This is a genomic window from Mucilaginibacter sp. NFX135, from assembly GCF_048565145.1.
Classification (GTDB): domain Bacteria; phylum Bacteroidota; class Bacteroidia; order Sphingobacteriales; family Sphingobacteriaceae; genus Mucilaginibacter.
In genome coordinates, this window is the sequence record NZ_CP183412.1 from 5,371,268 (window position 1) to 5,396,482 (window position 25,215).

Annotated in this window: 38 protein-coding genes; 5 read left to right on the forward strand and 33 right to left on the reverse strand. The window is 41.2% G+C overall.

Annotation, left to right across the window (positions count from 1 at the left end):
• Positions 1-120 precede the first annotated feature (120 nt).
• Positions 121-1,758 (reverse strand): L-glutamate gamma-semialdehyde dehydrogenase, encoded by a 1,638-nt coding sequence (gene pruA / locus ACNURT_RS22365; RefSeq protein WP_419699567.1) that lies wholly within the window; start codon positions 1,756-1,758, stop codon positions 121-123.
• Between the two features lie 166 nt (positions 1,759-1,924).
• Between pruA and ACNURT_RS22370 the strand changes: the two genes are divergently transcribed.
• Positions 1,925-2,338, forward strand: coding sequence for a GNAT family N-acetyltransferase (locus tag ACNURT_RS22370; protein WP_419699568.1), 414 nt, complete (start codon positions 1,925-1,927; stop codon positions 2,336-2,338).
• Here ACNURT_RS22370 and ACNURT_RS22375 read toward each other — a convergent pair.
• Complete coding sequence (locus ACNURT_RS22375; protein ID WP_419699569.1) at positions 2,328-3,194, reverse strand: DUF6340 family protein; 867 nt, start codon at positions 3,192-3,194, stop codon at positions 2,328-2,330. The two genes, ACNURT_RS22370 and ACNURT_RS22375, sit on opposite strands and share 11 nt — an antisense overlap.
• Positions 3,195-3,472: 278 nt before the next feature.
• Between ACNURT_RS22375 and ACNURT_RS22380 the strand changes: the two genes are divergently transcribed.
• The 3 genes from ACNURT_RS22380 to ACNURT_RS22390 all read left to right on the forward strand — a co-directional run bounded on the left by ACNURT_RS22380 (position 3,473) and on the right by ACNURT_RS22390 (position 5,917).
• A complete protein-coding gene (locus ACNURT_RS22380) occupies positions 3,473-4,588 on the forward strand; it encodes a M42 family metallopeptidase (protein WP_419699570.1) in 1,116 nt (371 codons plus the stop codon).
• Between the two features lie 99 nt (positions 4,589-4,687).
• Entirely contained in the window at positions 4,688-5,590 is a 903-nt protein-coding gene (locus ACNURT_RS22385; RefSeq protein ID WP_370996299.1) for a nucleotidyltransferase family protein, read from the forward strand.
• Positions 5,591-5,740: 150 nt separating this feature from the next.
• Positions 5,741-5,917 (forward strand): hypothetical protein, encoded by a 177-nt coding sequence (locus ACNURT_RS22390; protein ID WP_419699571.1) that lies wholly within the window; start codon positions 5,741-5,743, stop codon positions 5,915-5,917.
• 87 nt (positions 5,918-6,004) lie between these two features.
• Here ACNURT_RS22390 and dnaK read toward each other — a convergent pair whose 3' ends face one another.
• A complete protein-coding gene (dnaK, locus tag ACNURT_RS22395) occupies positions 6,005-7,915 on the reverse strand; it encodes a molecular chaperone DnaK (protein ID WP_370996297.1) in 1,911 nt (636 codons plus the stop codon).
• A gap of 362 nt (positions 7,916-8,277) precedes the next feature.
• Between dnaK and ACNURT_RS22400 the strand changes: the two genes are divergently transcribed.
• Positions 8,278-8,640, forward strand: a complete 363-nt coding sequence (locus ACNURT_RS22400; protein WP_419699572.1) for a hypothetical protein — start codon at positions 8,278-8,280, stop codon at positions 8,638-8,640.
• 248 nt (positions 8,641-8,888) lie between these two features.
• Here the strand turns inward: ACNURT_RS22400 and ACNURT_RS22405 are convergent, their stop codons facing one another.
• From ACNURT_RS22405 to rplC, 30 genes are all read right to left on the reverse strand, one after another.
• Positions 8,889-9,074: a hypothetical protein gene (locus tag ACNURT_RS22405; protein WP_419699573.1), complete on the reverse strand. Its 186-nt coding sequence runs from the start codon at positions 9,072-9,074 to the stop codon at positions 8,889-8,891.
• Positions 9,075-9,586: 512 nt separating this feature from the next.
• The gene (gene rplQ / locus ACNURT_RS22410) at positions 9,587-10,177 is read right to left on the reverse strand and encodes a 50S ribosomal protein L17 (protein ID WP_419699574.1); all 591 of its coding nucleotides are present in this window, start codon (positions 10,175-10,177) and stop codon (positions 9,587-9,589) included.
• Positions 10,178-10,364: 187 nt separating this feature from the next.
• Complete coding sequence (locus ACNURT_RS22415) at positions 10,365-11,357, reverse strand: DNA-directed RNA polymerase subunit alpha (RefSeq protein WP_076377379.1); 993 nt, start codon at positions 11,355-11,357, stop codon at positions 10,365-10,367.
• A 188-nt stretch (positions 11,358-11,545) separates the two neighbouring features.
• Positions 11,546-12,154 (reverse strand): 30S ribosomal protein S4, encoded by a 609-nt coding sequence (gene rpsD, locus ACNURT_RS22420; RefSeq protein ID WP_076377381.1) that lies wholly within the window; start codon positions 12,152-12,154, stop codon positions 11,546-11,548.
• Between the two features lie 68 nt (positions 12,155-12,222).
• Positions 12,223-12,612 carry a 30S ribosomal protein S11 gene (rpsK, locus tag ACNURT_RS22425; protein ID WP_166095849.1) on the reverse strand — a complete coding sequence of 130 codons (390 nt, stop codon included), beginning with the start codon at positions 12,610-12,612 and terminating at the stop codon, positions 12,223-12,225.
• A 132-nt stretch (positions 12,613-12,744) separates the two neighbouring features.
• Positions 12,745-13,122, reverse strand: coding sequence for a 30S ribosomal protein S13 (rpsM, locus tag ACNURT_RS22430; RefSeq protein WP_076377385.1), 378 nt, complete (start codon positions 13,120-13,122; stop codon positions 12,745-12,747).
• A gap of 71 nt (positions 13,123-13,193) precedes the next feature.
• Complete coding sequence (rpmJ, locus tag ACNURT_RS22435; RefSeq protein WP_074487407.1) at positions 13,194-13,310, reverse strand: 50S ribosomal protein L36; 117 nt, start codon at positions 13,308-13,310, stop codon at positions 13,194-13,196.
• Between the two features lie 8 nt (positions 13,311-13,318).
• Positions 13,319-13,537, reverse strand: coding sequence for a translation initiation factor IF-1 (infA, locus tag ACNURT_RS22440; RefSeq protein ID WP_022833270.1), 219 nt, complete (start codon positions 13,535-13,537; stop codon positions 13,319-13,321).
• Between the two features lie 64 nt (positions 13,538-13,601).
• On the reverse strand, positions 13,602-14,393 hold the full coding sequence (gene map, locus ACNURT_RS22445) for a type I methionyl aminopeptidase (protein WP_370996293.1): 792 nt from the start codon (positions 14,391-14,393) through the stop codon (positions 13,602-13,604).
• An 8-nt stretch (positions 14,394-14,401) separates the two neighbouring features.
• On the reverse strand, positions 14,402-15,742 hold the full coding sequence (gene secY, locus ACNURT_RS22450; RefSeq protein WP_166095856.1) for a preprotein translocase subunit SecY: 1,341 nt from the start codon (positions 15,740-15,742) through the stop codon (positions 14,402-14,404).
• Between the two features lie 6 nt (positions 15,743-15,748).
• Complete coding sequence (gene rplO, locus ACNURT_RS22455) at positions 15,749-16,195, reverse strand: 50S ribosomal protein L15 (protein WP_076377391.1); 447 nt, start codon at positions 16,193-16,195, stop codon at positions 15,749-15,751.
• Between the two features lie 4 nt (positions 16,196-16,199).
• Positions 16,200-16,379, reverse strand: a complete 180-nt coding sequence (rpmD, locus tag ACNURT_RS22460; RefSeq protein WP_076377393.1) for a 50S ribosomal protein L30 — start codon at positions 16,377-16,379, stop codon at positions 16,200-16,202.
• 6 nt (positions 16,380-16,385) lie between these two features.
• Complete coding sequence (gene rpsE / locus ACNURT_RS22465) at positions 16,386-16,904, reverse strand: 30S ribosomal protein S5 (protein WP_076377395.1); 519 nt, start codon at positions 16,902-16,904, stop codon at positions 16,386-16,388.
• Between the two features lie 12 nt (positions 16,905-16,916).
• On the reverse strand, positions 16,917-17,276 hold the full coding sequence (gene rplR, locus ACNURT_RS22470; RefSeq protein ID WP_419702140.1) for a 50S ribosomal protein L18: 360 nt from the start codon (positions 17,274-17,276) through the stop codon (positions 16,917-16,919).
• On the reverse strand, positions 17,273-17,830 hold the full coding sequence (gene rplF / locus ACNURT_RS22475; protein WP_090462794.1) for a 50S ribosomal protein L6: 558 nt from the start codon (positions 17,828-17,830) through the stop codon (positions 17,273-17,275). Before rplF ends, rplR begins: the two co-directional genes overlap by 4 nt.
• Positions 17,831-17,846: 16 nt before the next feature.
• Complete coding sequence (gene rpsH, locus ACNURT_RS22480) at positions 17,847-18,245, reverse strand: 30S ribosomal protein S8 (RefSeq protein ID WP_076377401.1); 399 nt, start codon at positions 18,243-18,245, stop codon at positions 17,847-17,849.
• Positions 18,246-18,393: 148 nt separating this feature from the next.
• Positions 18,394-18,663: a 30S ribosomal protein S14 gene (gene rpsN / locus ACNURT_RS22485; protein ID WP_166095871.1), complete on the reverse strand. Its 270-nt coding sequence runs from the start codon at positions 18,661-18,663 to the stop codon at positions 18,394-18,396.
• Complete coding sequence (gene rplE, locus ACNURT_RS22490) at positions 18,656-19,219, reverse strand: 50S ribosomal protein L5 (protein ID WP_090462789.1); 564 nt, start codon at positions 19,217-19,219, stop codon at positions 18,656-18,658. Before rplE ends, rpsN begins: the two co-directional genes overlap by 8 nt.
• Positions 19,219-19,563, reverse strand: coding sequence for a 50S ribosomal protein L24 (rplX, locus tag ACNURT_RS22495; RefSeq protein ID WP_166095873.1), 345 nt, complete (start codon positions 19,561-19,563; stop codon positions 19,219-19,221). The genes rplE and rplX overlap by 1 nt, the downstream gene beginning before the upstream one ends.
• A 1-nt stretch (position 19,564) precedes the next feature.
• Complete coding sequence (gene rplN, locus ACNURT_RS22500; RefSeq protein ID WP_073405786.1) at positions 19,565-19,933, reverse strand: 50S ribosomal protein L14; 369 nt, start codon at positions 19,931-19,933, stop codon at positions 19,565-19,567.
• A 1-nt stretch (position 19,934) separates the two neighbouring features.
• Entirely contained in the window at positions 19,935-20,189 is a 255-nt protein-coding gene (gene rpsQ, locus ACNURT_RS22505) for a 30S ribosomal protein S17 (protein ID WP_090462782.1), read from the reverse strand.
• Positions 20,190-20,205: 16 nt separating this feature from the next.
• Positions 20,206-20,415 (reverse strand): 50S ribosomal protein L29, encoded by a 210-nt coding sequence (rpmC, locus tag ACNURT_RS22510; protein WP_090462779.1) that lies wholly within the window; start codon positions 20,413-20,415, stop codon positions 20,206-20,208.
• 120 nt (positions 20,416-20,535) lie between these two features.
• Positions 20,536-20,958 (reverse strand): 50S ribosomal protein L16, encoded by a 423-nt coding sequence (rplP, locus tag ACNURT_RS22515; RefSeq protein ID WP_076377413.1) that lies wholly within the window; start codon positions 20,956-20,958, stop codon positions 20,536-20,538.
• Between the two features lie 47 nt (positions 20,959-21,005).
• Positions 21,006-21,881, reverse strand: coding sequence for a 30S ribosomal protein S3 (gene rpsC / locus ACNURT_RS22520; protein ID WP_090462776.1), 876 nt, complete (start codon positions 21,879-21,881; stop codon positions 21,006-21,008).
• A gap of 6 nt (positions 21,882-21,887) precedes the next feature.
• Positions 21,888-22,316 carry a 50S ribosomal protein L22 gene (rplV, locus tag ACNURT_RS22525; RefSeq protein ID WP_172337928.1) on the reverse strand — a complete coding sequence of 143 codons (429 nt, stop codon included), beginning with the start codon at positions 22,314-22,316 and terminating at the stop codon, positions 21,888-21,890.
• Positions 22,317-22,322: 6 nt separating this feature from the next.
• On the reverse strand, positions 22,323-22,589 hold the full coding sequence (rpsS, locus tag ACNURT_RS22530; protein WP_076377419.1) for a 30S ribosomal protein S19: 267 nt from the start codon (positions 22,587-22,589) through the stop codon (positions 22,323-22,325).
• A complete protein-coding gene (gene rplB, locus ACNURT_RS22535) occupies positions 22,589-23,416 on the reverse strand; it encodes a 50S ribosomal protein L2 (protein WP_370996291.1) in 828 nt (275 codons plus the stop codon). The genes rpsS and rplB overlap by 1 nt, the downstream gene beginning before the upstream one ends.
• A gap of 7 nt (positions 23,417-23,423) precedes the next feature.
• Positions 23,424-23,714 carry a 50S ribosomal protein L23 gene (gene rplW, locus ACNURT_RS22540; RefSeq protein ID WP_067059752.1) on the reverse strand — a complete coding sequence of 97 codons (291 nt, stop codon included), beginning with the start codon at positions 23,712-23,714 and terminating at the stop codon, positions 23,424-23,426.
• Positions 23,715-23,720: 6 nt separating this feature from the next.
• Positions 23,721-24,350, reverse strand: coding sequence for a 50S ribosomal protein L4 (gene rplD, locus ACNURT_RS22545; protein ID WP_370996290.1), 630 nt, complete (start codon positions 24,348-24,350; stop codon positions 23,721-23,723).
• A 1-nt stretch (position 24,351) separates the two neighbouring features.
• Complete coding sequence (gene rplC / locus ACNURT_RS22550; protein WP_166095886.1) at positions 24,352-24,969, reverse strand: 50S ribosomal protein L3; 618 nt, start codon at positions 24,967-24,969, stop codon at positions 24,352-24,354.
• Between the last annotated feature and the right edge of the window lie 246 nt (positions 24,970-25,215).

Here is a 25,215-nt window from a genome sequence, read left to right on the forward strand (position 1 = left end):
AGATGTGCAAATTTCAGATGTGCAGATAATTTAAAATAATAAAGCCTTGGTTCTCAAAAGAACCAAGGCTTTATTATTTAATCATACTATTCAAAAGCTCCCCCTTCAGGGGGTTGGGGGTTAAACTTCTTTTTCTAAAAACGGATACCTGTAATCCTTTGGTGGATCAAAGGTTTCTTTGATGGTGCGTGGCGATACCCAGCGCAACAGGTTGATCATAGATCCTGCCTTGTCGTTTGTACCAGATCCTCGGGCGCCCCCAAATGGCTGCTGACCAACAACGGCCCCTGTAGGTTTGTCGTTAATATAGAAATTACCGGCAGCATTGCGTAAACGGTAAGTAGCCTCGGCAATAGCATATCTATCCTGTGATATGATAGAGCCTGTAAGTGCGTAGATAGATGTTTTATCTACAATGTTAAGCACCTCATCAAATTTGGCGTCCTCGTACACGTAAATGGTCAATACGGGGCCAAACAGCTCCTCGCACATGGTTACATAGTACGGATCATCTACTTTTAATACGGTTGGTTCTACAAACCAGCCAACGGTTTTATCATAGTTACCACCGGCAACCACTTCAACACTTTTATCGGCTTTAGCTTCATCAATGTATTTAGCCAGTTTATCAAACGATACTTCGGTGATCACGGCGTTAACAAAATTTTCAAAATTTTCCACCGGACCCATTTTAAAGGATGCGATATCGCGCTGTACATTGGCTTTTACCGCAGGCCATAACGAGGCCGGGATATAGGCACGAGAAGCAGCAGAACATTTTTGTCCCTGATATTCAAAAGCACCACGAACCAGGGCAGTACTTACTACATCGGCATTGGCACTTGGATGGGCCAGCACAAAATCCTTACCACCGGTTTCGCCTACAATACGCGGGTAGGTTTTATATTTATGAATGTTGGTGCCAATAGTTTGCCAGATATTCTGGAATACTTTGGTTGATCCGGTAAAGTGGATACCGGCAAAATCGGGATGGTTAAATATCACCTCACCTGCAACCGGACCATCAACATAAATCAAATTAATAACACCGGCAGGTACACCGGCTTCTTTAAACACCTTCATGATCACGTTGGCCGCATATATCTGGGTATAGGCAGGTTTCCAAACCACTACATTACCCATCATGGCTGCTGATGAAGGCAGGTTACCCGCGATGGCCGTAAAGTTAAATGGCGTTAAAGCAAACACAAAACCTTCCAGCGGGCGTTGTTCCACACGGTTCCAAACACCTTTGCCCGATACAGGCGGTTGTTGTTTGTAGATCTCGGTCATGTATTCTACGTTAAAACGCAGAAAATCGATCAGTTCACAGGCAGAGTCGATCTCGGCTTGGTAGGCGTTTTTCGACTGGCCCAGCATAGTTGCCGCATTAATTTCGGCACGGTACGGACCGGCAATCAGTTCGGCAGCTTTTAAAAATATGGCGGCGCGCTGCTCCCAGGGTAAATTTTCCCAATCGGCCTTGGCAGCCAGGGCAGCATCAATAGCAGCGGTTACGTGACTGGCATCACCTTCAGAAAAAGTGGCCAGTAAATGTTTATGATCATGCGGCGGACGGATCTCGAGCTTAGTGCCCGTACGTACTTCTTTGTCGCCGATGTACATAGGTATATCCAATTGTTGAGCACGGGCAGCCTCTAACGCGGCTTTAAGCGCTACACGTTCCAAACTGCGCGGGCCATAGTTTAAAACAGGCTCGTTCTGCGGCGGCGGAACATTAAAAAATCCTTTAAGCATAGATGGGTTATTTATGTTGCCGCAAAGATACGGATTTTGGAGGGAAGGGTGAATTGAGGCAATGTCAAAAATGCTATGGATACAACACAAACGTTTGTGAAAATTAAACTGGATACCTTACGTCAAAATCAACCGTACTATTAATATCAATATTACTTTTGCATCTATGATCCACATAGAACAAATACGTCCTGAACTCACCTGGCGCTTACGCCGGCAGGTGCTTTATCCTGAGCAAAAGCTGTATGAAATGGAAATGGAAGAGGATAATCACGGTCTGCATTTTGCCGCTTTTCTGGACAATAATGTGGTAGGTGTAATATCCCTTTTTGCCAAAGGTGATGATTACCAGTTCCGCAAGTTCGCGGTTGATGGATCGGTGCAAGGCAAAGGCATCGGTACCCAAATGCTGGCATACGTTACAGATTTTGCCCGCACCAACGGCGCGAAACGCTTATGGTGCAATGCCCGCGTAACCGCCATCAGCTTTTACATCAACGCGGGGTTTCAGCATACTGGGCAGCTGTTTACCCGCCAGGGTTATGATTACGAGATCCTCGAAAAAGACCTTACTCTTTGATCAACGCGGCAATCAACGTAGTGGCATAATTATTTTGCTGTTTCTGATTGGATAGTTTAGCCAGGGCAAGCGCCTCGTCTATATCGCCCTGCGCCTCATAAACTACGGCCAGGTTATAAGCGGCCCTGCTGGCTAATTTGGCATCGGCACCATCAATAAGCGGGTTAAGTATTTTAAAGGCAAGATCAAACCGGCCCGCCAATATTTGTTTTACAGATGAAGCCAGCAGGTCATTCTGATTATAAAGCGGCCGGTAATTGGTAATGGTATAAGGTAAATAATCCTTCAATGCGTCAAGCGCCGCGTTTCGGGCAGCGCCATCAATAGAGTATCCATACCTGCCGTCCTGCGGTTCGGTAGCTACACCCTTAAGCTTTTTAAAAAAGATCCCATTACTTTCATATAAAGTAAAAGCTACATTGGCCTTGGTGCTGTAATAAGCTATCTGGGCATTGCCATCGTACTGTACATTGTCCAGCACAAGGCCTGCATTAAAGCTATCAAGCGTTAAAACATAATTAGCCTTGTATTTGGCTGCCAAATGTTTTACAGAATCTTTATTAGCGCTAAATGTTACAGAATCAATAAGGTTGGAAACTTTAACGCCCGGTAACAGTTTCAATTCCTTTTCAGCCCCCTTTATCGCGCTATAGGCAGCAGCTTTAAGCGCTATGATCTTGCGCTTGTTGATGCGGGTTGAATCAAAAGTAAGTTTATTAACAACCAATATACGTGCGGTATCCGTTCTGAATACCAGCTTTGGGGCATAACTAACCGGTACAGTAGCATATTGCACAACATTGCATGATGTTAGTCCGGCGATAAATAATATACAAATTAACTTAAACAGTTTCACAGCGCGGGTAATTATAGATGATGTAAATTTACGAAACTACAATGAATTTGAAATGAATATTAATATGGCTTTATATGTAAACCATACAGTTAATCACAACTAACTAATCAAGTGGCATAAATTTTACACTTTTCAAAAAAAAACGCTAATACTGTAACATTAGTATTAAATTAATAATAAAAACGTGCTTTTATTTCCAATATGACAGGGTATTTTATCGCTTTAACACCAACTTTATTATATTTGCTTATTGCACATTAATAGATTGCTAAAGAAATATGGCTAAAAAAAAATCAGATGCATCAACGCATGCCCCTGTTGTAAACGAAACCTCTCTTTCATTTTTTGAAAAATATATAAACAACCCATCCCCTACCGGTTTTGAATGGAAAGGCCAGGAATTATGGCTCGACTATCTGAAACCTTACATTGATACCCATTATGTAGATAATTACGGTACCGCGGTAGGTGTAATCAACCCCAAGGCCGACTATAAAGTAGTTATTGAGGCCCATGCCGACGAGATCTCATGGTTTGTAAATTATATTACCAATGACGGCCTAATATACGTGATCCGTAACGGCGGTTCAGACCACCAGATAGCCCCTTCAAAAAGGGTGAACATACATACCGATAATGGTGTGGTAAAAGCGGTTTTTGGCTGGCCGGCTATTCATACCCGCTTAGGCGGCGATAAGGAAGAGGCGCCAACTTTAAAAAACATTTTCCTTGATTGCGGTTGCACTTCAAAAGAAGAAGTAGAAAAGCTGGGCATCCATGTAGGTTGTGTAATTACCTATGAGGATGAATTCATGATCCTGAACGATCGTTATTATGTTGGCCGCGCGCTGGATAACCGTGCCGGTGGTTTTATGATAGCCGAGGTTGCCCGTTTGTTAAAAGAGAACAAAGTAAAGTTACCTTTCGGACTATATATCGTGAATGCGGTACAGGAAGAAATTGGATTGCGTGGCGCCGAAATGATCGCTCACAAAATAAAGCCAAACGTGGCCATTGTAACCGACGTTACGCATGATACGCAAACGCCGATGATCAATAAGATAACCCAGGGCGATCTGGCTTGCGGTAAAGGTCCGGTAGTATCATACGCGCCAGCGGTTCAAAACAACTTGAACAAACTGCTTATCGAAACAGCCCAAAAAGCTAATATACCTTTTCAGCGCCAGGCATCATCGCGCTCAACCGGTACGGATACAGACGCCTTTGCTTATTCAAATGATGGCGTGCCATCGGCGTTGATCTCTTTACCATTACGGTACATGCATACTACTGTTGAAATGATCCATAAAGAAGACGTAGACAACGTGATACGCCTTATTTACGAGTCATTATTAAATATCAAAGCCGGTCAGGATTTCAGATATATCAAATAATTACGCGTTTTTTTAAAACAATTTAGGTAATAGATTCATTTCATTATAAAATTTTATGCAAAAGCATTTGGTTATTCCAAAATACCCCAATATCTATCTATGAAACCAACACTTCTTATTTTGGCCGCGGGAATGGCCAGCCGCTATGGCAGCATGAAACAAGTTGATGGCTTTGGCCCCAACGGAGAAACAATTATCGACTATTCCATTTACGATGCTATCAAAGCGGGTTTTGGCAAAGTTAGTTTTATTATCCGCGAAGAATTTGCTGATAATTTTAAAGCTATTTTTGAACCGAAGCTTAAGGGCCGTATCGAAACCGATTATGTCTTTCAAAGTTTTGATTTAACGCCTTTTGGTATTGATAAAACCATTGAACGCGCCAAACCGTGGGGTACTGCTCACGCGGTGCTTGCCGCACGTAATCAGATCAACGAGCCTTTTTGTGTGATCAATGCGGATGACTTTTACGGTTATGACTCATTTGAAAAGATGGCCAAATTTTTAACCACCGAAGTTGCTGACGACACTTATTCGCTGATCGGTTACCAGATTGACAGAACCCTGTCTGACTATGGTTCGGTATCTCGCGGTGTTTGTAAGGTTGATGATGCAGGTAATATGGTGGAGATCAACGAGCGCACCGAGGTTTACTTTAAAGAAGACGGCAGCGTAGCTTATAAAGATGCTACCGGCGAGCATGCCTTATCAAACGATACCCGCGTATCTATGAATTTTTGGGGCTTTACTCCGGCTGTATTTGCGCAAAGCGAAAACATGTTCAAAGAATTTGTAGCGGCGAATGAAAATAACCCAAAATCAGAGTTCTTTATCCCCCTGGTTGCCGATCAGCTGATCAAATCCGGCACGGCTTCATTCAAAGTTATCCCAACCGGTTCCAAATGGTTTGGTGTAACTTATAAAGAAGATAAACCTATTGTACAAAAAAGCATCTCGGAACTGGTAAATAACGGCACCTATCCTTCAAAACTTTGGGATTAATTTAGTCCTCTTTCTATATTTAAATCCCGCCATTGTGCGGGATTTTTTGTTTTGTGTTAAAAGAATTTTTCAATACTTATCGTTTAATTTACTATTTTAATTTTGCCTTCGAAAAGGATAAGCATTTTTTAACTTTTAAAACTTAACAAAATGAAAAACCAAACAATTAATGAAAAATTGCAGTTAATAGAACTGACGGAAGATGAGCAAAGAAAAATTTCTGGCGGAACCGCCGAATTAGTTCAAGATAGCAGCTTTGCAACCCTTACAAGCATTATGAAGCTGAAACAAGATACAGCAAAAAACGCCATTAATAATCTCAGATAATTATGCTTTTGTTGTGCTAAAAGCCTAACAAAAAAGCCCGGTCAGGAAAATCCTGACCGGGCTTTTTATTATTCAACAACACTTATATTATTTTGTATCGTCTTTTACTTCTTCAAAGTCAACATCGGTTACGCTGTCGCCTTGATCCTGCGGACCTGCACCTGGAGCGCCTTCGGCACCTGGCTGACCTGCTTCGGCAGAGGCTTTGTACATCTCTTCAGATGCAGTTGCCCATGCAGCATTCAGTTCGGTTTGAGCAGCTTCGATAGCATCGAAGTTCTTAGATGCATAGGCTTCTTTCAGCTTGGTTAAACCAGCTTCGATAGGACCTTTTTTGTCGGCTGAAATTTTGTCACCATACTCTTTCAGTTGTTTTTCTGTGGAGAAGATCAGGGCATCAGCAGCGTTCAGTTTTTCAACTTCTTCTTTTGCTTTTTTATCGGCATCAGCGTTAGCTTCAGCCTCGTCCTTCATCTTTTTGATCTCGGCATCAGTTAAACCTGAAGAAGCTTCGATACGGATCTTTTGTTCTTTACCTGTTGCTTTATCCTTAGCAGATACGTGTAATATACCATTTGCGTCAATATCAAAGGTTACTTCGATCTGAGGCACACCGCGAGGTGCTGGTGGTATACCATCCAGGTGGAAACGGCCTATAGTACGGTTACCCGCAGCCATTGGGCGCTCACCCTGTAATATGTGGATCTCAACAGATGGCTGGCTATCAGACGCAGTTGAGAATGTTTCAGACTTTTTGGTTGGGATAGTTGTGTTCGACTCGATTAGTTTGGTCATTACACCACCCATAGTTTCGATACCTAATGAAAGCGGGGTAACATCTAACAGCAACACATCTTTCACTTCACCGGTTAATACACCACCTTGAATAGCAGCACCGATAGCTACAACCTCATCTGGGTTAACACCTTTTGAAGGTGCTTTACCAAAAAATTTTTCAACAGCTTCCTGTATAGCAGGGATACGGGTTGAACCACCTACCAGAATAACTTCGTCGATATCTGATGTGCTTAAGCCAGCGTTTTTCAAAGCTGATTTACATGGATCGATAGTACGTTTGATCAGACTGTCTGCCAGTTGCTCAAATTTAGCACGGGTTAAAGTTTTAACTAAGTGCTTTGGCATACCATCAACAGCAGTGATGTAAGGCAAGTTAATTTCTGTTTGTGCAGAGCTTGATAACTCAATCTTAGCTTTCTCGGCTGATTCTTTTAAACGTTGTAAAGCCATTGGATCTTTACGCAGATCAATACCTTCATCATTTTTAAATTCGTCGGCTAACCAGTCAATAATTACCTGGTCAAAGTCGTCACCACCTAAGTGCGTATCACCATCGGTTGATTTTACTTCGAATACACCATCGCCTAATTCCAGGATAGATACGTCATGTGTACCACCACCGCAGTCAAATACCGCGATCTTCATATCCTTGTGCGCTTTATCAAAGCCATAAGCTAAGGCAGCAGCAGTAGGTTCGTTAATGATACGACGTACTTTTAAACCTGCAATTTCACCGGCTTCTTTAGTAGCCTGACGCTGAGCATCGTTAAAGTAAGCTGGTACGGTAATAACCGCTTCAGTTACTTCGGTACCCAAAAAGTCTTCAGCTGTTTTCTTCATTTTCTGAAGGATCATGGCCGAGATCTCTTGCGGAGTGTATTTACGATCGCCAATTTCAACACGCGGGGTGTTGTTATCACCTTTTACTACCTTGTAAGGTACGCGGGCTGCTTCACTTGTAACTTCGTTAAACTGGTTACCCATAAAGCGTTTAATTGACGAAATGGTTTTTGTAGGGTTAGTGATGGCCTGACGTTTTGCAGGGTCGCCAACTTTACGCTCGCCGTTGTCAATAAAAGCTACTACGGACGGCGTAGTACGTTTTCCCTCACTGTTAGCAATAACTACAGGCTCATTACCTTCCATTACAGCTACGCAGGAGTTTGTTGTTCCTAAGTCGATTCCAATTATTTTAGACATATGATTGTTTTACTTGATTTAATATTTTACTAACTACAGCTATTTATCAACGTTTGTGCCAATAGCCATTTGGCAGTATATATAGTCAGGATGACAAATATTGCGTCAGAAATGCTATAGACATTGGTGACAGGTTGGCAGAAAATTTCCCCGAACCAGAATTTTGTCTGAACCGGAGTTTTCAGATTTATGGGTTATCAGATTATAGAAAAAATCACGAATATCTCTCGATTTCGCTCATGGACAACGCGATCGGAATTACTTAATAAACAAAACAGTAAAACCCAAATCATTTAAAATATACTTTAGCTATAGTCGCACAATACGTTTATATTCATAATTATTATGCAACTAAATAAGCTATGATACGCCAGCTACTATTTTCTGCTTTTTTAATGCTATTTTTTACTGTAGCTATCAGTAAGGCTATGCCAGTAAAAATAGCTGATATTGTTATACCTACCGGCTTTAAAAAATTGATGGAAACCAAAGGCGATCTGGATAAAGATGGTATCCCCGAACTGGTGGTAGTGTTTGATACACCTAAAAAAGTTGAACTGGGTACTGAAAGGCAACTATGGATCTATAAGCAAAATGGTTCCACATGGAAGCTTTGGCACAAAAGCATTGGCCCGGTATTATCAAGCGAACATGGTGGCATGATGGGCGATCCTTTTGAATCCGTTACAATAGAACGTGGCAAGCACGAGTCTTTTTATTTTTAACATTGTAAAAATCCCTTCTGGCGCAAGTCTTGTGTTGCAGTTTGTGAGTAATGGCTGACTTGTGACTTCAATGCTTAGTATAAAAGCACAAGTCATCAGCACACTAAACAGTTGCACAAGATTTGCGCTAATGAAGGAAAGGCCGGATTGTATAGGGAGTTTGAGCTATTAAACAGGTTTTAACATCTAATAAGGCAATCATCATTACCCGCAAAGCGGGTAATGATGATTAAACTGCTTTGTTTTTATTAATTTAAACAGTTATCCAAAGAAGTTACACAAAGGGTTGAAACCGGACAGGTATAAAGTCCATGGCAACACCCCTCTGTCCAAAACTTCGCTTTGTTTCCTTCTATACCGCATCCAATACCGATACCGCCTTTAATTTGTTTCATTTCTTTTCTGCTAATGGTTTTCCCAAAATTAGTTTTCATTTCTCTCTTTAATTTAGTTTTCGGTTATGGTTTTATCATAAGGTACATAACTCCCTACCTAATCTAAAGCAAGTTAATGATAAACGTTTAATTAATGGTTAAAGGAGTTGTAAATCTATTTTTACAATACTCGCATTTGTATTTTGTTTCCCTGGTTGAAAAACCTTTTATAAAATAGTAGGCACCCAATATTAAAGAGGCCACCGCAAGGCAAGGACTCCACATCAGTTCTAAAAGAACAACCCGGTCAACATCTTCTTCTTTTTGCACTGAATTAAAAGAAAACCAACAAAATAAGATCAACAAAAGGCATGCAACCGATTTTATGAAATACTTTCGCTTAGTATAACTTGTTACAAAATCGCTTTTACATTTTGGACACTGTACTTTCATTGCTTTAAGGTTCATTTCAAAGCTATCATAAAAAGAAACCTGGTGTATATAAAATCGATTAAAACAAAAACGCCTTGCTCAAATGAGCAAGGCGTTTTCTTAATATCTCAAAAGAGAAATTATTCTCCTTTTTCAGCGTTTTCTTCTGCTTCTGGTGTTGCAGGAGCTTCAGCAGCCGGAGTTTCAGTAGCTTCAGCAACCGGTGTTTCTGCTTTAACTTCTTCTTCAACAACTTTTGCTTCTTCAACAGGAGCAGTTTCTTTAGCAGGCGCTGCTTTTGCTTTAGCACCAGAACCACCACGACGACGGGTTGATTTTTTAGCTGCAGCTGCAGTATCAGCACCGTAAACGGTGTTGTAGTCTACTAATTCGATGATTGCCATTTCAGCGTTATCACCTAAACGGTTCTCTAACTTCACAATACGGGTGTAACCGCCTGGGCGGGTAGCAATTTTCTCAGCAATTTCGCGGAACAGGATAGTAACCGCGTCTTTGTCTTGTAAATAGCTAAACACTGTACGACGAGAGTGTGTAGTATCGTTTTTTGATTTTGTTAAAAGTGGCTCAACATAACCGCGTAAAACTTTTGCTTTTGCTAATGTTGTAGTGATACGCTTGTGTAAAATAAGCGAAGTTGCCATGTTAGCCAGCATCGCTTTGCGGTGGCTGGTAGTACGGCCTAAGTGATTGTTTTTGTTTCCGTGTCTCATTATTATTAAATTATTTCACGTGCATACCGTCCGGCGATAAAATCAAGCCTTCGGAATTATGCCTTCGCTAATTAGATTTTAGTACTGAGATGTGAGATTTGAGATTGCTCCTGGCCCACACCTTTTAATTATATTTAAAAGTCAGATATGAAATTTGTCTCAAATCTCATATCTAACATCTCAAATCTTATTCTTCGTCTAACTTGAATTTAGACAGGTTCATACCAAAAGATAAGCCTTTTGATTTAACCAGGTCCTGAATTTCAGTTAATGACTTTTTACCAAAGTTTCTGAATTTTAACATATCAGCAACATCGTATGATACCAAGTCGGCCAGGCTGCGGATGTCGGCAGCTTTTAGGCAGTTCAGGGCGCGTACAGAAAGGTCAAGATCAACCAATTCAGTTTTCAGGATCTTGCGCATATGCAGGATCTCTTCGTCAACTTCTTTAGTTTCTTCTTTAGCCTGTGCTTCCAACATCATGTTTTCATCGCTGAACAGCATAAAGTGCTGAATCAGAATTTTGGCTGCTTCTTTTAAAGCGTCTTCCGGATGAATTGATCCATCGGTAGCAATATCCAATACTAATTTTTCATAGTCGGTTTTTTGCTCAACACGATAGTTCTCAATAGTATATTTTACGTTTTTAATAGGCGTAAAGATGGAATCGATAGCTATTACACCAACGTTCGCATCCGGATTCTTATTTTCTTCGCTTGGTACATAACCACGGCCTTTACCTACAGTAAGCTCAATTTCAAGCGTTACAGATGAGTCCATGTTACAGATAACCAGATCAGGATTTAAAACAGTAAAGTTATTAGAGAATTTAGTAACATCTCCGGCTTTAAAAGCGTCCTGGCCATTTATGATAACGAATACCTTTTCAGTATCACCAGACTCGCCTGTTTTTTTGAAACGAACTTGCTTCAGGTTCAGAATGATCTCGGTTACGTCTTCAACAACACCTTTGATGGTTGAAAACTCATGCGTAACTCCTGAAAAACGAACAGAAGTGATGGCAAAACCTTCAAGTGATGAAAGTAAGATACGACGAAGAGCATTACCAATGGTTATACCGAAGCCTGGTTCTAACGGACGAAACTCAAACGTACCATCGAAATCATTTGCTTTCTGCATGATAACCTTGTCTGGTTTTTGAAATGCTAAAATTGCCATTTATATCCTTTATTTATTGTTTACTTGATTATAGATGCGAGATGTGAGATTTGAGATGTGAGACTTACACTCACCCTTTCTGAAATCTTATCATCTAACCTCTTTTACTTATTTCCTTTTGTATATGTATGAAACCAGAAATGAGATTTGAAAACAAGTCTCAAATCTCACATCTAATATCTCATATCTTATTTAGAGTACAACTCGACGATTAGGTTTTCTTTGATATTCTCAGGTATCTCGTCGCGGTTAGGATAGTTTAGGAATTTACCTGTTAAGGCGTTAGCATCCCATTCTAACCAGCTGTATTTATTGATTCTTCTTCCGGCTACTGATGTAGTGATTGCTTCTAATGATTTAGATTTTTCACGTACAGAGATCACATCACCTGCTTTTAAAGCGTATGAAGCGATGTTTACCACAGCACCATTAACATTAATGTGTTTGTGATTAACTAACTGACGGGCTGCAGAACGTGTTGGAGCAATACCTAAACGGTAAACAGCGTTATCTAAACGAGCTTCTAAGAATTTCAGCAGGTTTTCGCCTGTGATACCCTCTTTAGCAGATGCGCGGTGAAACAAGTTCTCGAACTGACGCTCTAACACACCATAAGTGTATTTTACTTTTTGTTTCTCCTGTAACTGAGTTGAATACTCAGATTGTTTTCCTCTTCTTTTTGAGGCACCGTGCATTCCCGGTGGATAGTTCTTACGTTCTAACGCTTTATCCGGACCGAAGATCGGCTCACGGAAACGACGTGCAATTTTGGATTTTGGTCCTGTATATCTAGCCATTTTTGTGTGTTCTTAAAGTATCAAGCAACCTGTAGCTGCCGAATCTTAGCTTTAAAAATAATTGTTAATTAAACTCTTCTTCTTTTTGAAGGACGACAACCGTTGTGCGGAAGCGGTGTGATATCTTTGATAGTTGTAACCTCAATACCTGCAGTTTGCAAAGTACGGATAGCCGACTCGCGACCTGCACCCGGACCTTTTACAAATACTTCAACTTTACGTAGGCCCAGGTCATAAGCTACTTTACCGCAATCGGCAGCTGCTTGTGAAGCGGCATAAGGGGTGTTCTTTTTTGAACCTTTAAAACCCATTTTACCTGCTGATGACCATGATACAGCCTGACCGGTTTTGTTGGTAAGGGTGATGATGATATTGTTAAAAGTAGCATTGATGTGTGCTTCGCCTACAGGCTCAACAATTACAACGCGCTTTTTGGTTACTTTTTTGCTCTTAGCCATTTTTTTAATTTTTGAATTAATGAATTACTGAGTTATCGAATAACCCGGACCCATTAATTATATTGTTAAATGAGGTAATCCTAATGAATTGTTAAGCGACAAAACTCATCGCTCTCCAATCACTATTCAATATTATTTAGTAGCTTTTTTCTTGTTAGCAACTGTTTTACGTTTTCCTTTACGGGTACGTGAATTATTTTTAGTACGCTGACCACGTAATGGTAAACCTTTACGGTGACGTGTACCACGGTAACAACCTATATCCATCAAACGTTTGATGTTAAGCTGCACTTCTGAACGTAGCGCACCTTCCACTTTGATCTGATCGTTGATAATTCCACGAATTGAGGCTAATTGCTCATCGGTCCAGTCTTGTACTTTTGTATTAAAATCAATACCAGCCTCAGTCAAAATCTTTTGAGCTGTTGAGCGGCCTATACCGAAAATGTAAGTAAGTCCGATTTCTCCTCTTTTGTTTTTCGGTAAATCTATACCTGAAATCCTTGCCATATTTATTGTTTGTTTTTTAAATGATAACCGAACGGCGGGCCACCGTTGTACGAATTATCACAGTTTTTTAATTATCCCTGACGCTGTTTGTATTTAGGGTTCTTTTTGTTAATAACATAAAGTTTCCCGTTACGGCGAATGATCTTGCAATCAGCGCTGCGTTTTTTTATGGATGCTCTAACTTTCATCTCTTTGTTTATTTATATCTATAAGTTATTCTACCCTTTGTTAAGTCGTACGGGCTCATTTCAAGCTTCACTCTGTCGCCAGGTAAAATTTTAATGTAGTGCATACGCATTTTGCCGGAAATGTGTGCAATAATCTCATGACCATTTTCCAGTTCAACCCTGAACATTGCATTTGACAATGCTTCCCTAATTGTACCGTCTTGCTCAATCGAAGATTGTTTAGCCATATTTTGTTGATTATTACTTAATTATCCGCCCTAAAACCGGGATGCAAAATTAATAAAAATTTATTTAATTATTATTCTTTTCTTTCAAAACATTTTCAACATACTCAAACGTTGATAAAATGTCTGGTTTACCTTTACCAATAGCTACGGTATGCTCATAATGGGCCGATGGCTTTTTATCGACAGTTGAAACCGTCCATCCGTCGTCCCAAAACTTAACACCCGCACGGCCAGCGTTGATCATGGGCTCAATAGCAATCACCATTCCTTCTTCCAGTTTGATACCCGCTCCGCGCTTACCATAATTAGGCACTTCAGGTTTTTCGTGCAGCTTAACGCCAACTCCATGCCCCACAAGCTCCTTTACTACGCCAAAGCCGTTCTTCTCTGCATGTTCCTGTATCGCATAACCGATATCGCCTATGCGCATACCAACAACCGCTTTCGCAACTCCTAAGTCAAGACACTCCTTGGTTACCCTCATGAGCTTCTTAACAGTATCGCTTACCTCGCCAATAGCGAAGGTATAAGCCGAATCTCCCACAAAGCCATTTAAGGTAGCTCCACAGTCAACAGATACCAGATCACCTTCCTGCAGGGTATAGTTTCCGGGGAAACCATGTACTACCTGATCATTCAGCGATATGCAAAGTGAATAAGGAAAGCCGCCGTAGTTTAAAAAAGTAGGGACTCCGCCGTTGTCGCGTATAAAGGTTTCAGCAAGTCTGTCGAGTTCAATAGTTGTAACACCAGGTCCGATCACTTTGGCAACCTCCGCGTGTGTGCGGGATACCAGTAAGGCGCTTTCTCTGATGAGCTCTATTTCTTCGGCAGACTTGTAAAGAATTTTTGACATGCTTTAAATTAGATAGCCGTCGGAGTTGTTCCGGCAGCAGCAGGCATTGCTGTACGACCTTTAATTCTTCCGGTTTTCATTAAACCATCATAATGACGCATCAACAGGTGACTTTCTATTTGTTGCAGGGTATCCAAAACTACACCCACCAGGATGATCAGGGAAGTACCACCAAAGAATCTTGCGAAAATTGGAGATACGCCAACCAAGCTGGCAATGGCCGGGATAATGGCTATAATAGCCAGGAATATTGATCCCGGTAAAGTTATTTTTGATATTACACCGTCAATAAAATCGGCAGTTGATTTGCCTGGTTTAATGCCAGGTATAAAGCCACCGTTCTTTTTCATATCATCAGCCATCTGGTTAGGATTAACCGTAATAGCTGTATAGAAATAAGTGAACAGGATGATCAGGATACCAAACAACAGGTTATGCTGCCATGAGTTATAGTTTGACAATGCGATCAGGATACCGTTTGATGCAGCATTCGGGAAAAACTGCTGTACAGTTTGCGGAATGAACATCAGGGCCTGGGCAAATATGATAGGCATTACACCGGCAGCATTTACCTTTAAAGGTATATACTGGCGCACACCACCATATTGCTTGTTACCTACTATACGTTTAGCATATTGTACCGCGATTTTGCGTGTACCCTGTACTATCAGTATAGTGAACATTACCACACCTATCAATGCAACAATCTCAACAATGAAAGTTACCAAGCCGCCTGTACCACTGGTACGTGAGCTAAACTCTGTTATAAATGCGCCAGGCAATTGGGCAATAATACCCACCATGATAATTAACGATATACCGTTACCGATACCTTTATCTGTAATTTTTTCGCCCAGCCACATTACAAATAATGTACCCGCGGTTAAAACTACTGTAGTTAATAAGGTAAACAGCGGATCGCCGATTAAACGTGCATCAGGGCCAATTTGTGAACGTACATAACCGATGGCCTGCAAAGCAGTAATACCGATGGTTAGGTAGCGTGTCCACTGGTTAAGCTTGTTACGCCCGCTTTCACCTTCCTTTTGCAGTTTGGTAAAATAAGGCACAGCAATACCCAGCAGTTGCACCACAATTGACGCCGAAATGTAAGGCATTACGCCTAACGCGAAAATAGAGGCACGTGAAAACGAGCCTCCTGCAAACATATTCAACAATCCTACTAATCCTTCTGCTTTTTGGTTTGCGAATGACGCACCGTTCACGCCAGGCAACACTACGAATGAGCCTACGCGATATATTAAAAGAAATAAGAGTGTGTTAATAATACGCACTCTCAGATCTTCGATTTTCCAGATATTGGATAATGTGGTGAAAAATTTCTTCATTGAAACTTACAACTTAACTATGGTACCACCAGCTGCTTCAATAGCTTTTTGAGCTGTAGCAGTAAATGCATGTGCTTTAACTTCCAATTTGGCTTTCAGTTCGCCACGGCCCAGGATCTTCACCAGGTCGTTACGTGAAACCAAACCATGTTCTTTCAGGGTATCGAAATCAACTGCCGCCAGCGAGAATTTCTCAACTAAGCCTTGCAGTACATCCAAATTAACACCTGTGTATTCAACACGGTTAGGGTTTTTGAAACCAACCTTAGGTACACGACGTTGTAAAGGCATTTGACCACCTTCAAAGCCTACCTTAGTGCTGGTACCTGAACGTGAACCGGCGCCTTTGTGGCCACGGGTTGACGTGCCGCCACGGCCAGAACCTGTACCACGGCCAATTCTTTTTCTATTTTTAGTAGAACCTTCTGCAGGTTTTAGATTACTTAAATTCATGATATTAAATGTTTTCTACCGCTACCAGGTGATTAACTTTTCTAACCATCCCAATGATAGCAGGTGTAGCCTCTACTTCCACACTGTGGTTAATTTTACGTAAGCCTAAAGCTTCGACTGTCTTTTTTTGGCGTTCACTTCTGTCGATCACGCTCTTAATCTGAGTTATTTTGATTTTGGCCATGACTGATTATCCGTTAAATACTTTACCTAAACTAACGCCACGTTGCTGAGCTACAGTATGCGCGTCGCGTAATTGCGCTAATGCCGATACAGTTGCTTTTACCACGTTGTGCGGATTTGATGAACCTTTTGATTTTGCCAGTACGTTGTGAATACCTGCCGACTCTAATACGGCACGCATCGCACCACCCGCAATAACACCGGTACCATTTGCTGCTGGTTTAATGAAAACAAAACCGCCAGAAAATTTACCAATTTGCTCGTGAGGTATAGTTCCGTTTAAGATAGGAACTTTTACCAGGTTCTTTTTAGCATCATCAATGCCTTTTGCAATAGCTTCGGTAACCTCTTTGGCTTTACCTAAGCCGTAACCTACAACACCGTTCTCGTCACCTACTACCACAATGGCAGAGAAACTGAATGTACGGCCACCTTTGGTTACTTTGGCAACGCGTTGTATGCTTACCAAGCGGTCTTTTAATTCGATCTCGCTTGTTTTTACTCTTTTTATGTTGATTGTTGACATTTCTCTTTTCGATTAAAAGTTTAAACCACCTTCACGTGCACCTTCGGCCAGTGATTTAACACGACCATGGTACAAATAACCGTTCCTGTCGAAAACCACATCTTTAATACCTGCTGCAATAGCTTTTTGAGCTACCAGTTTGCCTACGGCTACTGATTGATCTGATTTAGTGCCATTGGCTGCAAAATCTTTTGATAAAGATGAAGCCGATACGATAGTTTTACCGGTTAAATCGTCAATGATCTGCGCGTAAATTCCTTTATTACTTCTGTAAACTGACAGGCGAGGACGCTCTGTTGATCCTGAAAGGCGTTTTCTGATGCCTTTTTTAATCCTGTCTCTTCTTGATAATTTAGCTCCCATGACGATTATTTTTTAGATGCTGATTTACCTGCTTTTCTTCTCAATACTTCGCCAACAAACTTGATACCTTTACCTTTGTATGGTTCTGGTGCACGTAACGAGCGTATTTTTGCCGCTACCTGACCGATCAGTTGTTTGTCGATAGATTCCAGGATGATGGTAGGGTTTTTACCCTTCTCAGCAGTGGTTGTAACTTTAATTTCTTTTGGTAATTCAAATACATAGTGGTGAGAGTAACCCAACACCAGATCTAAAGTATTACCTGTATTGGTAGCACGGTAACCTACACCTACTAATTCCTGCTCCACTTTGTAACCAGTGGTTACACCTACTACCATGTTATTTAAAAGCGCACGGTATAAACCATGTAATGCTTTATGACGTTTTTGTTCAGACGGGCGTTGAACTAACAATTGGCCGTCTTCCTGTGCAATGGTGATATCGCTATCAACCGCTTGCTGCAACTCACCTTTAGGGCCTTTTACAGTAACAACATTCTCTGCTGATACGGTAACGGCAACTCCCTGAGGTAGTGCTATCGGTGCTTTTCCTACTCTTGACATTGCTTAATTTCTCCTATTAATAAACGTAGCATAATACTTCGCCACCTACATTTTGCTGACGAGCTTCTTTATCGGTCATTACACCTTTTGAAGTTGACAGGATAGCGATTCCTAAACCATTTAATACTCTTGGCAGGTTATCGGTACCTGCGTATTTCCTCAAACCTGGTTTACTGATGCGCTGAATGCTGCGGATAGCAGAAATTTTAGTTATCGGGTGGTATTTTAAAGCAACTTTAATGCTGCCTTGCGGACCAACTTCCTCAAACTTGTAATTGGCAATGTAACCTTTGTCGAAAAGCACTTTCGTGATTTCCTTTTTCAGATTTGATGCAGGAATTTCAACAACCCTATGGTTGGCTTTAATAGCATTCCTTACTCTTGTAAGATAATCTGCGATTGGATCTGTATTCATTTTATTGTGTTATGATAGTGGTTTCCTTCCGGTAACATCCCGGGCGACCTTCCATCGGTTAAATTCATTTTTTGTGCTTAATGCTAAAAGCACAAAGCCTAAAGCTTCATGAGCCTTACGCTTTATGCCTTAAGCTTTAAGCTTAATATTACCAGCTTGCTTTCTTTACTCCCGGTATTTTACCAGCTAATGCCATATCACGGAATGTTACACGTGAAATGCCAAACTGACGCATATAACCACGAGGGCGGCCGGTTAATTTACAACGGTTGTGTAATTTTACCGGAGATGAAGCTTTAGGCAATTTATCTAAGGCTGCATAATCGCCGGCCTCTTTAAGGGCTGCTCTTTTCTCTGCGTATTTAGCAACCAATTTAGCGCGTTTTAATTCACGTGCTTTTACACCTTCTTTAGCCATTGTTATTTTGATTTTTAAATGGTAATCCAAATTGTTTCAACAACTCCAATGCTTCAACATCGTTTGTTGCGGAGGTTACAAAGGTAATATCCATACCTTGAATTTTATTGATTTTGTCAATATTTATCTCAGGGAATATAATTTGCTCTGTAATACCTAATGTATAGTTACCTCTTCCGTCAAAACCTTTGTCGTTGATACCTTTAAAGTCACGGATACGTGGCAGGGCAACAGCGATTAAACGATCCAAAAACTCATACATTGTGTTGTCACGCAGGGTAACACGTACGCCAACCGGCATATTTTTACGCAATTTAAAGTTTGAGATATCTTTTTTAGATTTTGAAGCAACTGCCTGCTGACCGGTAATGGTAGTTAACTCAGTGATGGTGTTTTCGATCAATTTCTTGTCGGTTGTGGCAGCGCCAACACCCTGGTTAATGGCAATTTTTTCCAGTTTAGGAACCTGCATTACGCTTTTATACTGAAATTTATCTTTCAGAGCGGTACGGATCTCCTCTTTGTATTTTGTTTTGAGTCTTGGTATGTAAGTCATTACTTAATTTCCTCCCCTGATTTTTTTGCTACCCTTACTAATTTGCCGGCATCGTTTTTCTTACGGCCAACACGGGTTGGGTTACCTGTTTTAGGATCAACCAGCATTAGGTTTGAAATATGTATAGCAGCTTCTTGTTTAACAATACCACCGTTTGGATTAGCAGCATTAGGTTTGGTATGTTTTGATACCATATTGGCACCTTCAACAATAGCCCTGCCTTTGTCTAACAAAACCTCAACAATTTTGCCTTGTGTTCCTTTTGAATCACCGGCTATAACTTTAACCAGGTCGCCCTTACGGATCTTTAATTTAGCTGGTTGCTCGTGTTTTTTCTTTTCCATGTTACAATACCTCCGGTGCTAATGATACAATTTTCATAAATTGTTTCTCACGCAGTTCCCTTGCAACAGGGCCAAAGATACGGGTACCTCTCGGCTCGTCCTGGTTATTTAACAATACAGCTGCGTTATCGTCGAAACGGATGTATGAACCATCTTTTCTGCGGATCTCTTTTTTGGTGCGTACTACTACGGCTTTTGATACAGTACCTTTTTTCACGTTACCTGATGGTAAAGCGCTTTTTACAGTAACTACTATCTTATCGCCGATTGATGCGTACCTTTTACCAGTACCGCCCAATACACGGATCACTAAAACTTCTTTAGCTCCGCTGTTATCGGCTACGTTTAATCTTGATTCCTGTTGTACCATCTTATTTAGCCCTTTCTATAATTTGAACTAATCTCCAGTTTTTGCTTTTGCTCAACGGACGTGTTTCCATAATCAATACGGTATCACCAATACCACAGGTATTTGTCTCATCATGAGCCATGAATTTGGTAGTTTTCTTTACGAATTTACCGTAGATAGGGTGTTTTACTTTACGTTCAACAGCTACTACGATTGATTTTTGCATTTTATTGCTAACTACCAAACCGGTACGTGTTTTTCTTAAATTTCTTTCCATTTTTCTGAACGCTTAATTAATTGTTTTCAGAAGTTGACGCAGCTTTACGCTTTGTTAATTCAGTATTTAACCGAGCAATGTCCTTGCGTACTTTTGTTATACGTGTTGGATTCTCAATAGCTGATACTGCATGGGCAAATTTAAGTTTGGTAAGGTTTGTTCTCTCCTCTCCTACTCTTGCAACCAATTCTTCAGTTGATAGCTCCAAAATTTCTGAGTTCTTCATTTTCTTTTGTTATTTGTTGTTGTTCGCAGTTTCAACGCTGTATTGTTTTTTTGATGGGTGAATGTTCGGCATCTAACATCACAACATGAAAACTTTACAACTTTTCAACTAACTTTCCGTTTATGCTTCTACGTAATCTCTACGTACTATAAATCTGGTTTGTACCGGAAGTTTTTGTGCTGCAAGGCGTAAGGCCTCTTTAGCAACGTCCAATGGTACACCTTCGGCTTCAAAAATGATCCTTCCGGGGCGCACTACCGCAACCCAGTATTCTGGAGCACCTTTACCTTTACCCATACGTACCTCTGCTGGTTTTTTGGTTACAGGCTTGTCAGGGAATATCCTGATCCATACCTGGCCTTCACGTTTCATAAAACGTGTTACAGCGATACGCGCAGCCTCGATCTGGCGGCTGGTGATCCAGGCCGCTTCGAGTGATTTTATACCGAAAGATCCGAATGAAAGTTCTGCACCACGGGTGGCTAAACCTTTCATCCTGCCTTTTTGCATCTTTCTGAACTTCGTTCTTTTTGGCTGTAGCATTTTCTTAAGCTTTTATATCGTTACGATATCTTTCTCTACTTTAATTATTATCTCTTTCCTGGACCACCCGGACGATTGCCGCCTTGGCCACCCGGACGGTTGCCACCTTGACCACCACCACGGTTGTTGTTTCCACCACCACGGCGGTCACCACCTGGTTTCCTGTCGCCTCTGCGCTCACCGCCACGTTCGCCACCGCGTTGGTTGTCACGTCCGCCGAATGCCGGAGCACCGTCTGGACGACCACCTTTACCGCTGCTGCTGCTTGTGCCGCCGATGTTTGGAGACAAGTCACGCTTTCCGTAAACTTCGCCTTTGCAGATCCATACTTTAACACCTATTTTACCATAAGTAGTTAAGGCTTCTGCCAGTGCGTAGTCAATATCTGCACGGAAAGTGTGCAAAGGAATTCTTCCTTCTTTGTATTGTTCGCTACGTGCCATCTCGGCACCGCCTAACCGGCCTGATGTCATGATCTTGATTCCTTCTGCACCCATTCTCATGGTTGAAGCAATTGTAGTTTTCATGGCACGGCGGAAAGAGATACGTGCTTCCAGTTGTTTCGCGATACCTTCCGCAACTAATTGCGCGTCAAGCTCAGGACGTTTGATCTCAAATATGTTGATCTGAACTTCCTTTTTGGTAAGTTTTTTCAACTCTTCTTTGATCTTGTCAACTTCCTGACCACCTTTACCGATCACAATACCCGGACGGGCAGTGTGAATAGTTACAGTGATGCGTTTTAATGTGCGTTCGATAACCACTTTGGATACCCCACCTTTAGCTATACGAGCTGAAAGGTATTTGCGGATCTTTTCGTCTTCAACTAATTTGTCAGAGTAGTTGTTGCCTCCGAACCAATTAGAATCCCATCCTCTGATGATTCCTAACCTGTTACCTATTGGATGTGCTTTCTGTCCCATTTCAAATTAATTATTATCATTTTTACTATCCACAATAAGGGTTACGTGGTTTGAGCGTTTGCGTATACGGTAGCCTCTTCCTTGCGGAGCAGGACGTAACCTTTTTAGCTGACGGCCGCCACCTACCGAAACTTCTTTAACAAATAAAGCGCTGTCTTCAACACGTTTGCCTTCGTTTTTTGCTTCCCAGTTTTTGATGGCTGATAACAAAAGTTTTTCTACACGAATAGCAGCTTCTTTGTTAGTATATTTTAATATGTACAACGCTTTTTCAACGTTCTCGCCACGGATAAGATCAACCACCAAACGCATTTTGCGTGGTGAAGTTGGACAGTCCTGTAGTTTAGCAACCGAAGCACCGCCAACCTGGGCTTTTGCTGCTTCTTTTTGTTGCCTGATCAATACAGACTTTTTGATTTTTGTTGTTGCTTCCATTGCCTGTTATTTTTTCTTTTCTGCGTGACCGCGGAATGTACGGGTTGGAGCAAATTCTCCCAACTTGTGACCAACCATGTTTTCTGTTACATACACAGGTATAAATTTATTACCGTTGTGTACTGCGAATGTATGACCAACGAAATCAGGAGAGATCATGGAACGACGTGACCATGTTTTTACAACTGATTTTTTGCTTGATTCATTCAAGGTAAGAACTTTTCTTTCCAGGTTATGATCAATATACGGTCCTTTTTTAATTGAACGTGCCATTATTTTTTCCTTCTTTCAATGATATAACGATCCGACCCTTTTTTCTTATCACGGGTTTTGTAGCCTTTAGCTAATAAACCTTTACGTGAACGTGGATGACCACCTGAGGCTCTACCCTCACCACCACCCATAGGGTGATCTACCGGGTTCATGGCTACACCACGAACTCTTGGTCTGCGGCCCAACCAACGGTTACGGCCTGCTTTACCTAACACCGCGTTTGCTTTTTCGCCATTTGAAACGGTACCGATAGTTGCCAAACAAGTTGACAGTATCATACGTGTTTCGCCTGAAGGCAATTTGATGATAGCATATTTACCATCGCGTGCTGAAAGCTGAGCATAAGTACCGGCGCTGCGGGCAATAACACCACCCTGGCCTGGGTTTAACTCAATGTTGTGGATGATAGAACCTAACGGGATGTTTTTCAAAGGCATGGTATTACCAACCTCTGGAGTAGCAGTCTCGCCAGATACAACTATTGTACCAACTGTTAAGCCTTCCGGAGCTATCATATATCTTTTCTCACCATCTACAAAGTGTAGCAGAGCTATACGTGCAGAACGGTTAGGATCATATTCAATAGTGGCAACTTTTGCCGGGATATCAAACTTATTACGTTTGAAATCAATTAACCTGTATGCTTGTTTATGACCACCACCTAAGTAGCGCATAGTCATTTTACCGCTGTTGTTACGACCGCCCGATCTGGTGTTGGCTGATACAACCAACGACTTTTCAGGAACGTTTGTTGTAATATCTGAGTTAGATACATCAACTCGGAAGCGGGTACCCGGTGTAACCGGTTTAAATCTCTTTACTGCCATGTCTTAATTATATATTGCTGTAAAAATCAATTGTTTCACCGTCCTTCAACGTAATGATCGCTTTTTTATAAGTTGCAGCACGGCCTGAAACGGCGCCTGCCTTAGTGTTGCGAGTTTTAAGTTTGCCGACGTATTTCATGGTGTTTACCGCCGTAACGTTTACACCATACATTGCCTCAATGGCTCCTTTAATCTGAATTTTGTTTGCTCTGTGATCAACTTTGAAAGCATAACGGTTAAGTTTCTCGGTTAATTGAGTTACTTTTTCAGTAAGTAGGGGTTTCTTTAAAATTTCCATAATTACTTAAGCTAATGCTTCCTCCAAAGTTTTAACAGCACCTGTAGTTAATAACAGTTTGCCTGCGTTCAACACATCATAAGTGTTCAACTGCTCAACCGAAATAACTTTTGATTTTTTCAGGTTTCTGCTTGATAAATACACATTGTTATTATCAGCGGCTGCAATTACCAATAATGTTTTATCATTAGTAACATTCAGATCAGCCTCCATTTTAAGGTAGTTTTTAGTTTTGATGCTATCGAAGCTAAAATCTTCCAATACTAAAATGTTGTTATCTTTTGCTTTGTATGATAAAGCTGATTTACGTGCCAGTGATTTCAGTTTCTTGTTTAATTTGAAGCTGTAATCGCGTGGTTGCGGACCGAAAACGCGGCCACCACCGTTAAACAACGGAGATTTTACGCTACCTGCACGGGCACCACCTGTACCTTTTTGTTTATATAATTTGCGGGTTGAACCTGCAATTTCGTTACGCTGTTTTGCTTTGTGTGTACCCTGACGCTGGTTAGCTAAATACTGCTTTACATCAAGATAGATCGCGTGATCGTTGGGTTCAATGCCGAATACCGACTCAGGAAGCTGCACCTTGGCACCTGTTTCTTTACCTGATACGTTTAATACGTTAACTTCCATCTTATTTATCAACTATTACGAATGAACCCTTAGCTCCTGGGATGGAACCTTTAACAACTAACAGATTCTGCTCCGCATAAACTTTCACAACTTGTAAGTTCTGAACTTTAACACGGCCGTTTCCGGTTTGACCAGCCATACGCATACCTTTAAATACGCGAGATGGCCATGATGACGCACCCAAAGAACCCGGTGCACGTAAACGATTGTGCTGACCGTGAGTTTGCATACCCACACCACCAAAACCGTGACGTTTTACCACACCCTGAAAACCTTTACCTTTTGAGGTACCAACCACATCCACAAAATCTCCCGCAGCGAAAATCTCTACAGTAACAGTGTCACCTAAGTTTTTTTCGTCTTCGAAAGTTTTGAATTCAACAAGTTTACGCTTTGGAGCAGTACCTGCTTTTTGGAAGTGACCTTTTAAAGGCGCAGAAGTGTTTTTTTCCTTTTTGTCGCCATATGCCAGCTGTACAGCAGCATACCCGTCTGTATCTACAGACCTAACTTGTGTTACCACGCAAGGGCCAGCTTCGATTACTGTGCAGGGAATATTCTTCCCTGTTTCGTCGAAAATGCTGGTCATTCCTACTTTTTTACCAATAATTCCTGACATTTCTTTAATTTGTTTGTGCCCATCGAAGCAGTAGGGCTTCGTTCAAGGCATATTATTTCCCCTAAAGGGACGGCAAAGATAGGAATTTTGTATTAACTCTCAAATAGTTAGTGAATTATTTTTTAATATTTTTCCACAATCATTTTTAACAAGAGCTTTACGGGTATTTAGCTGGCGCCTAAGGTATTTAATACGTGTCGCGAAATTATGATTTTTGGAGTTTACTCAGAAATGATAAAAACATGA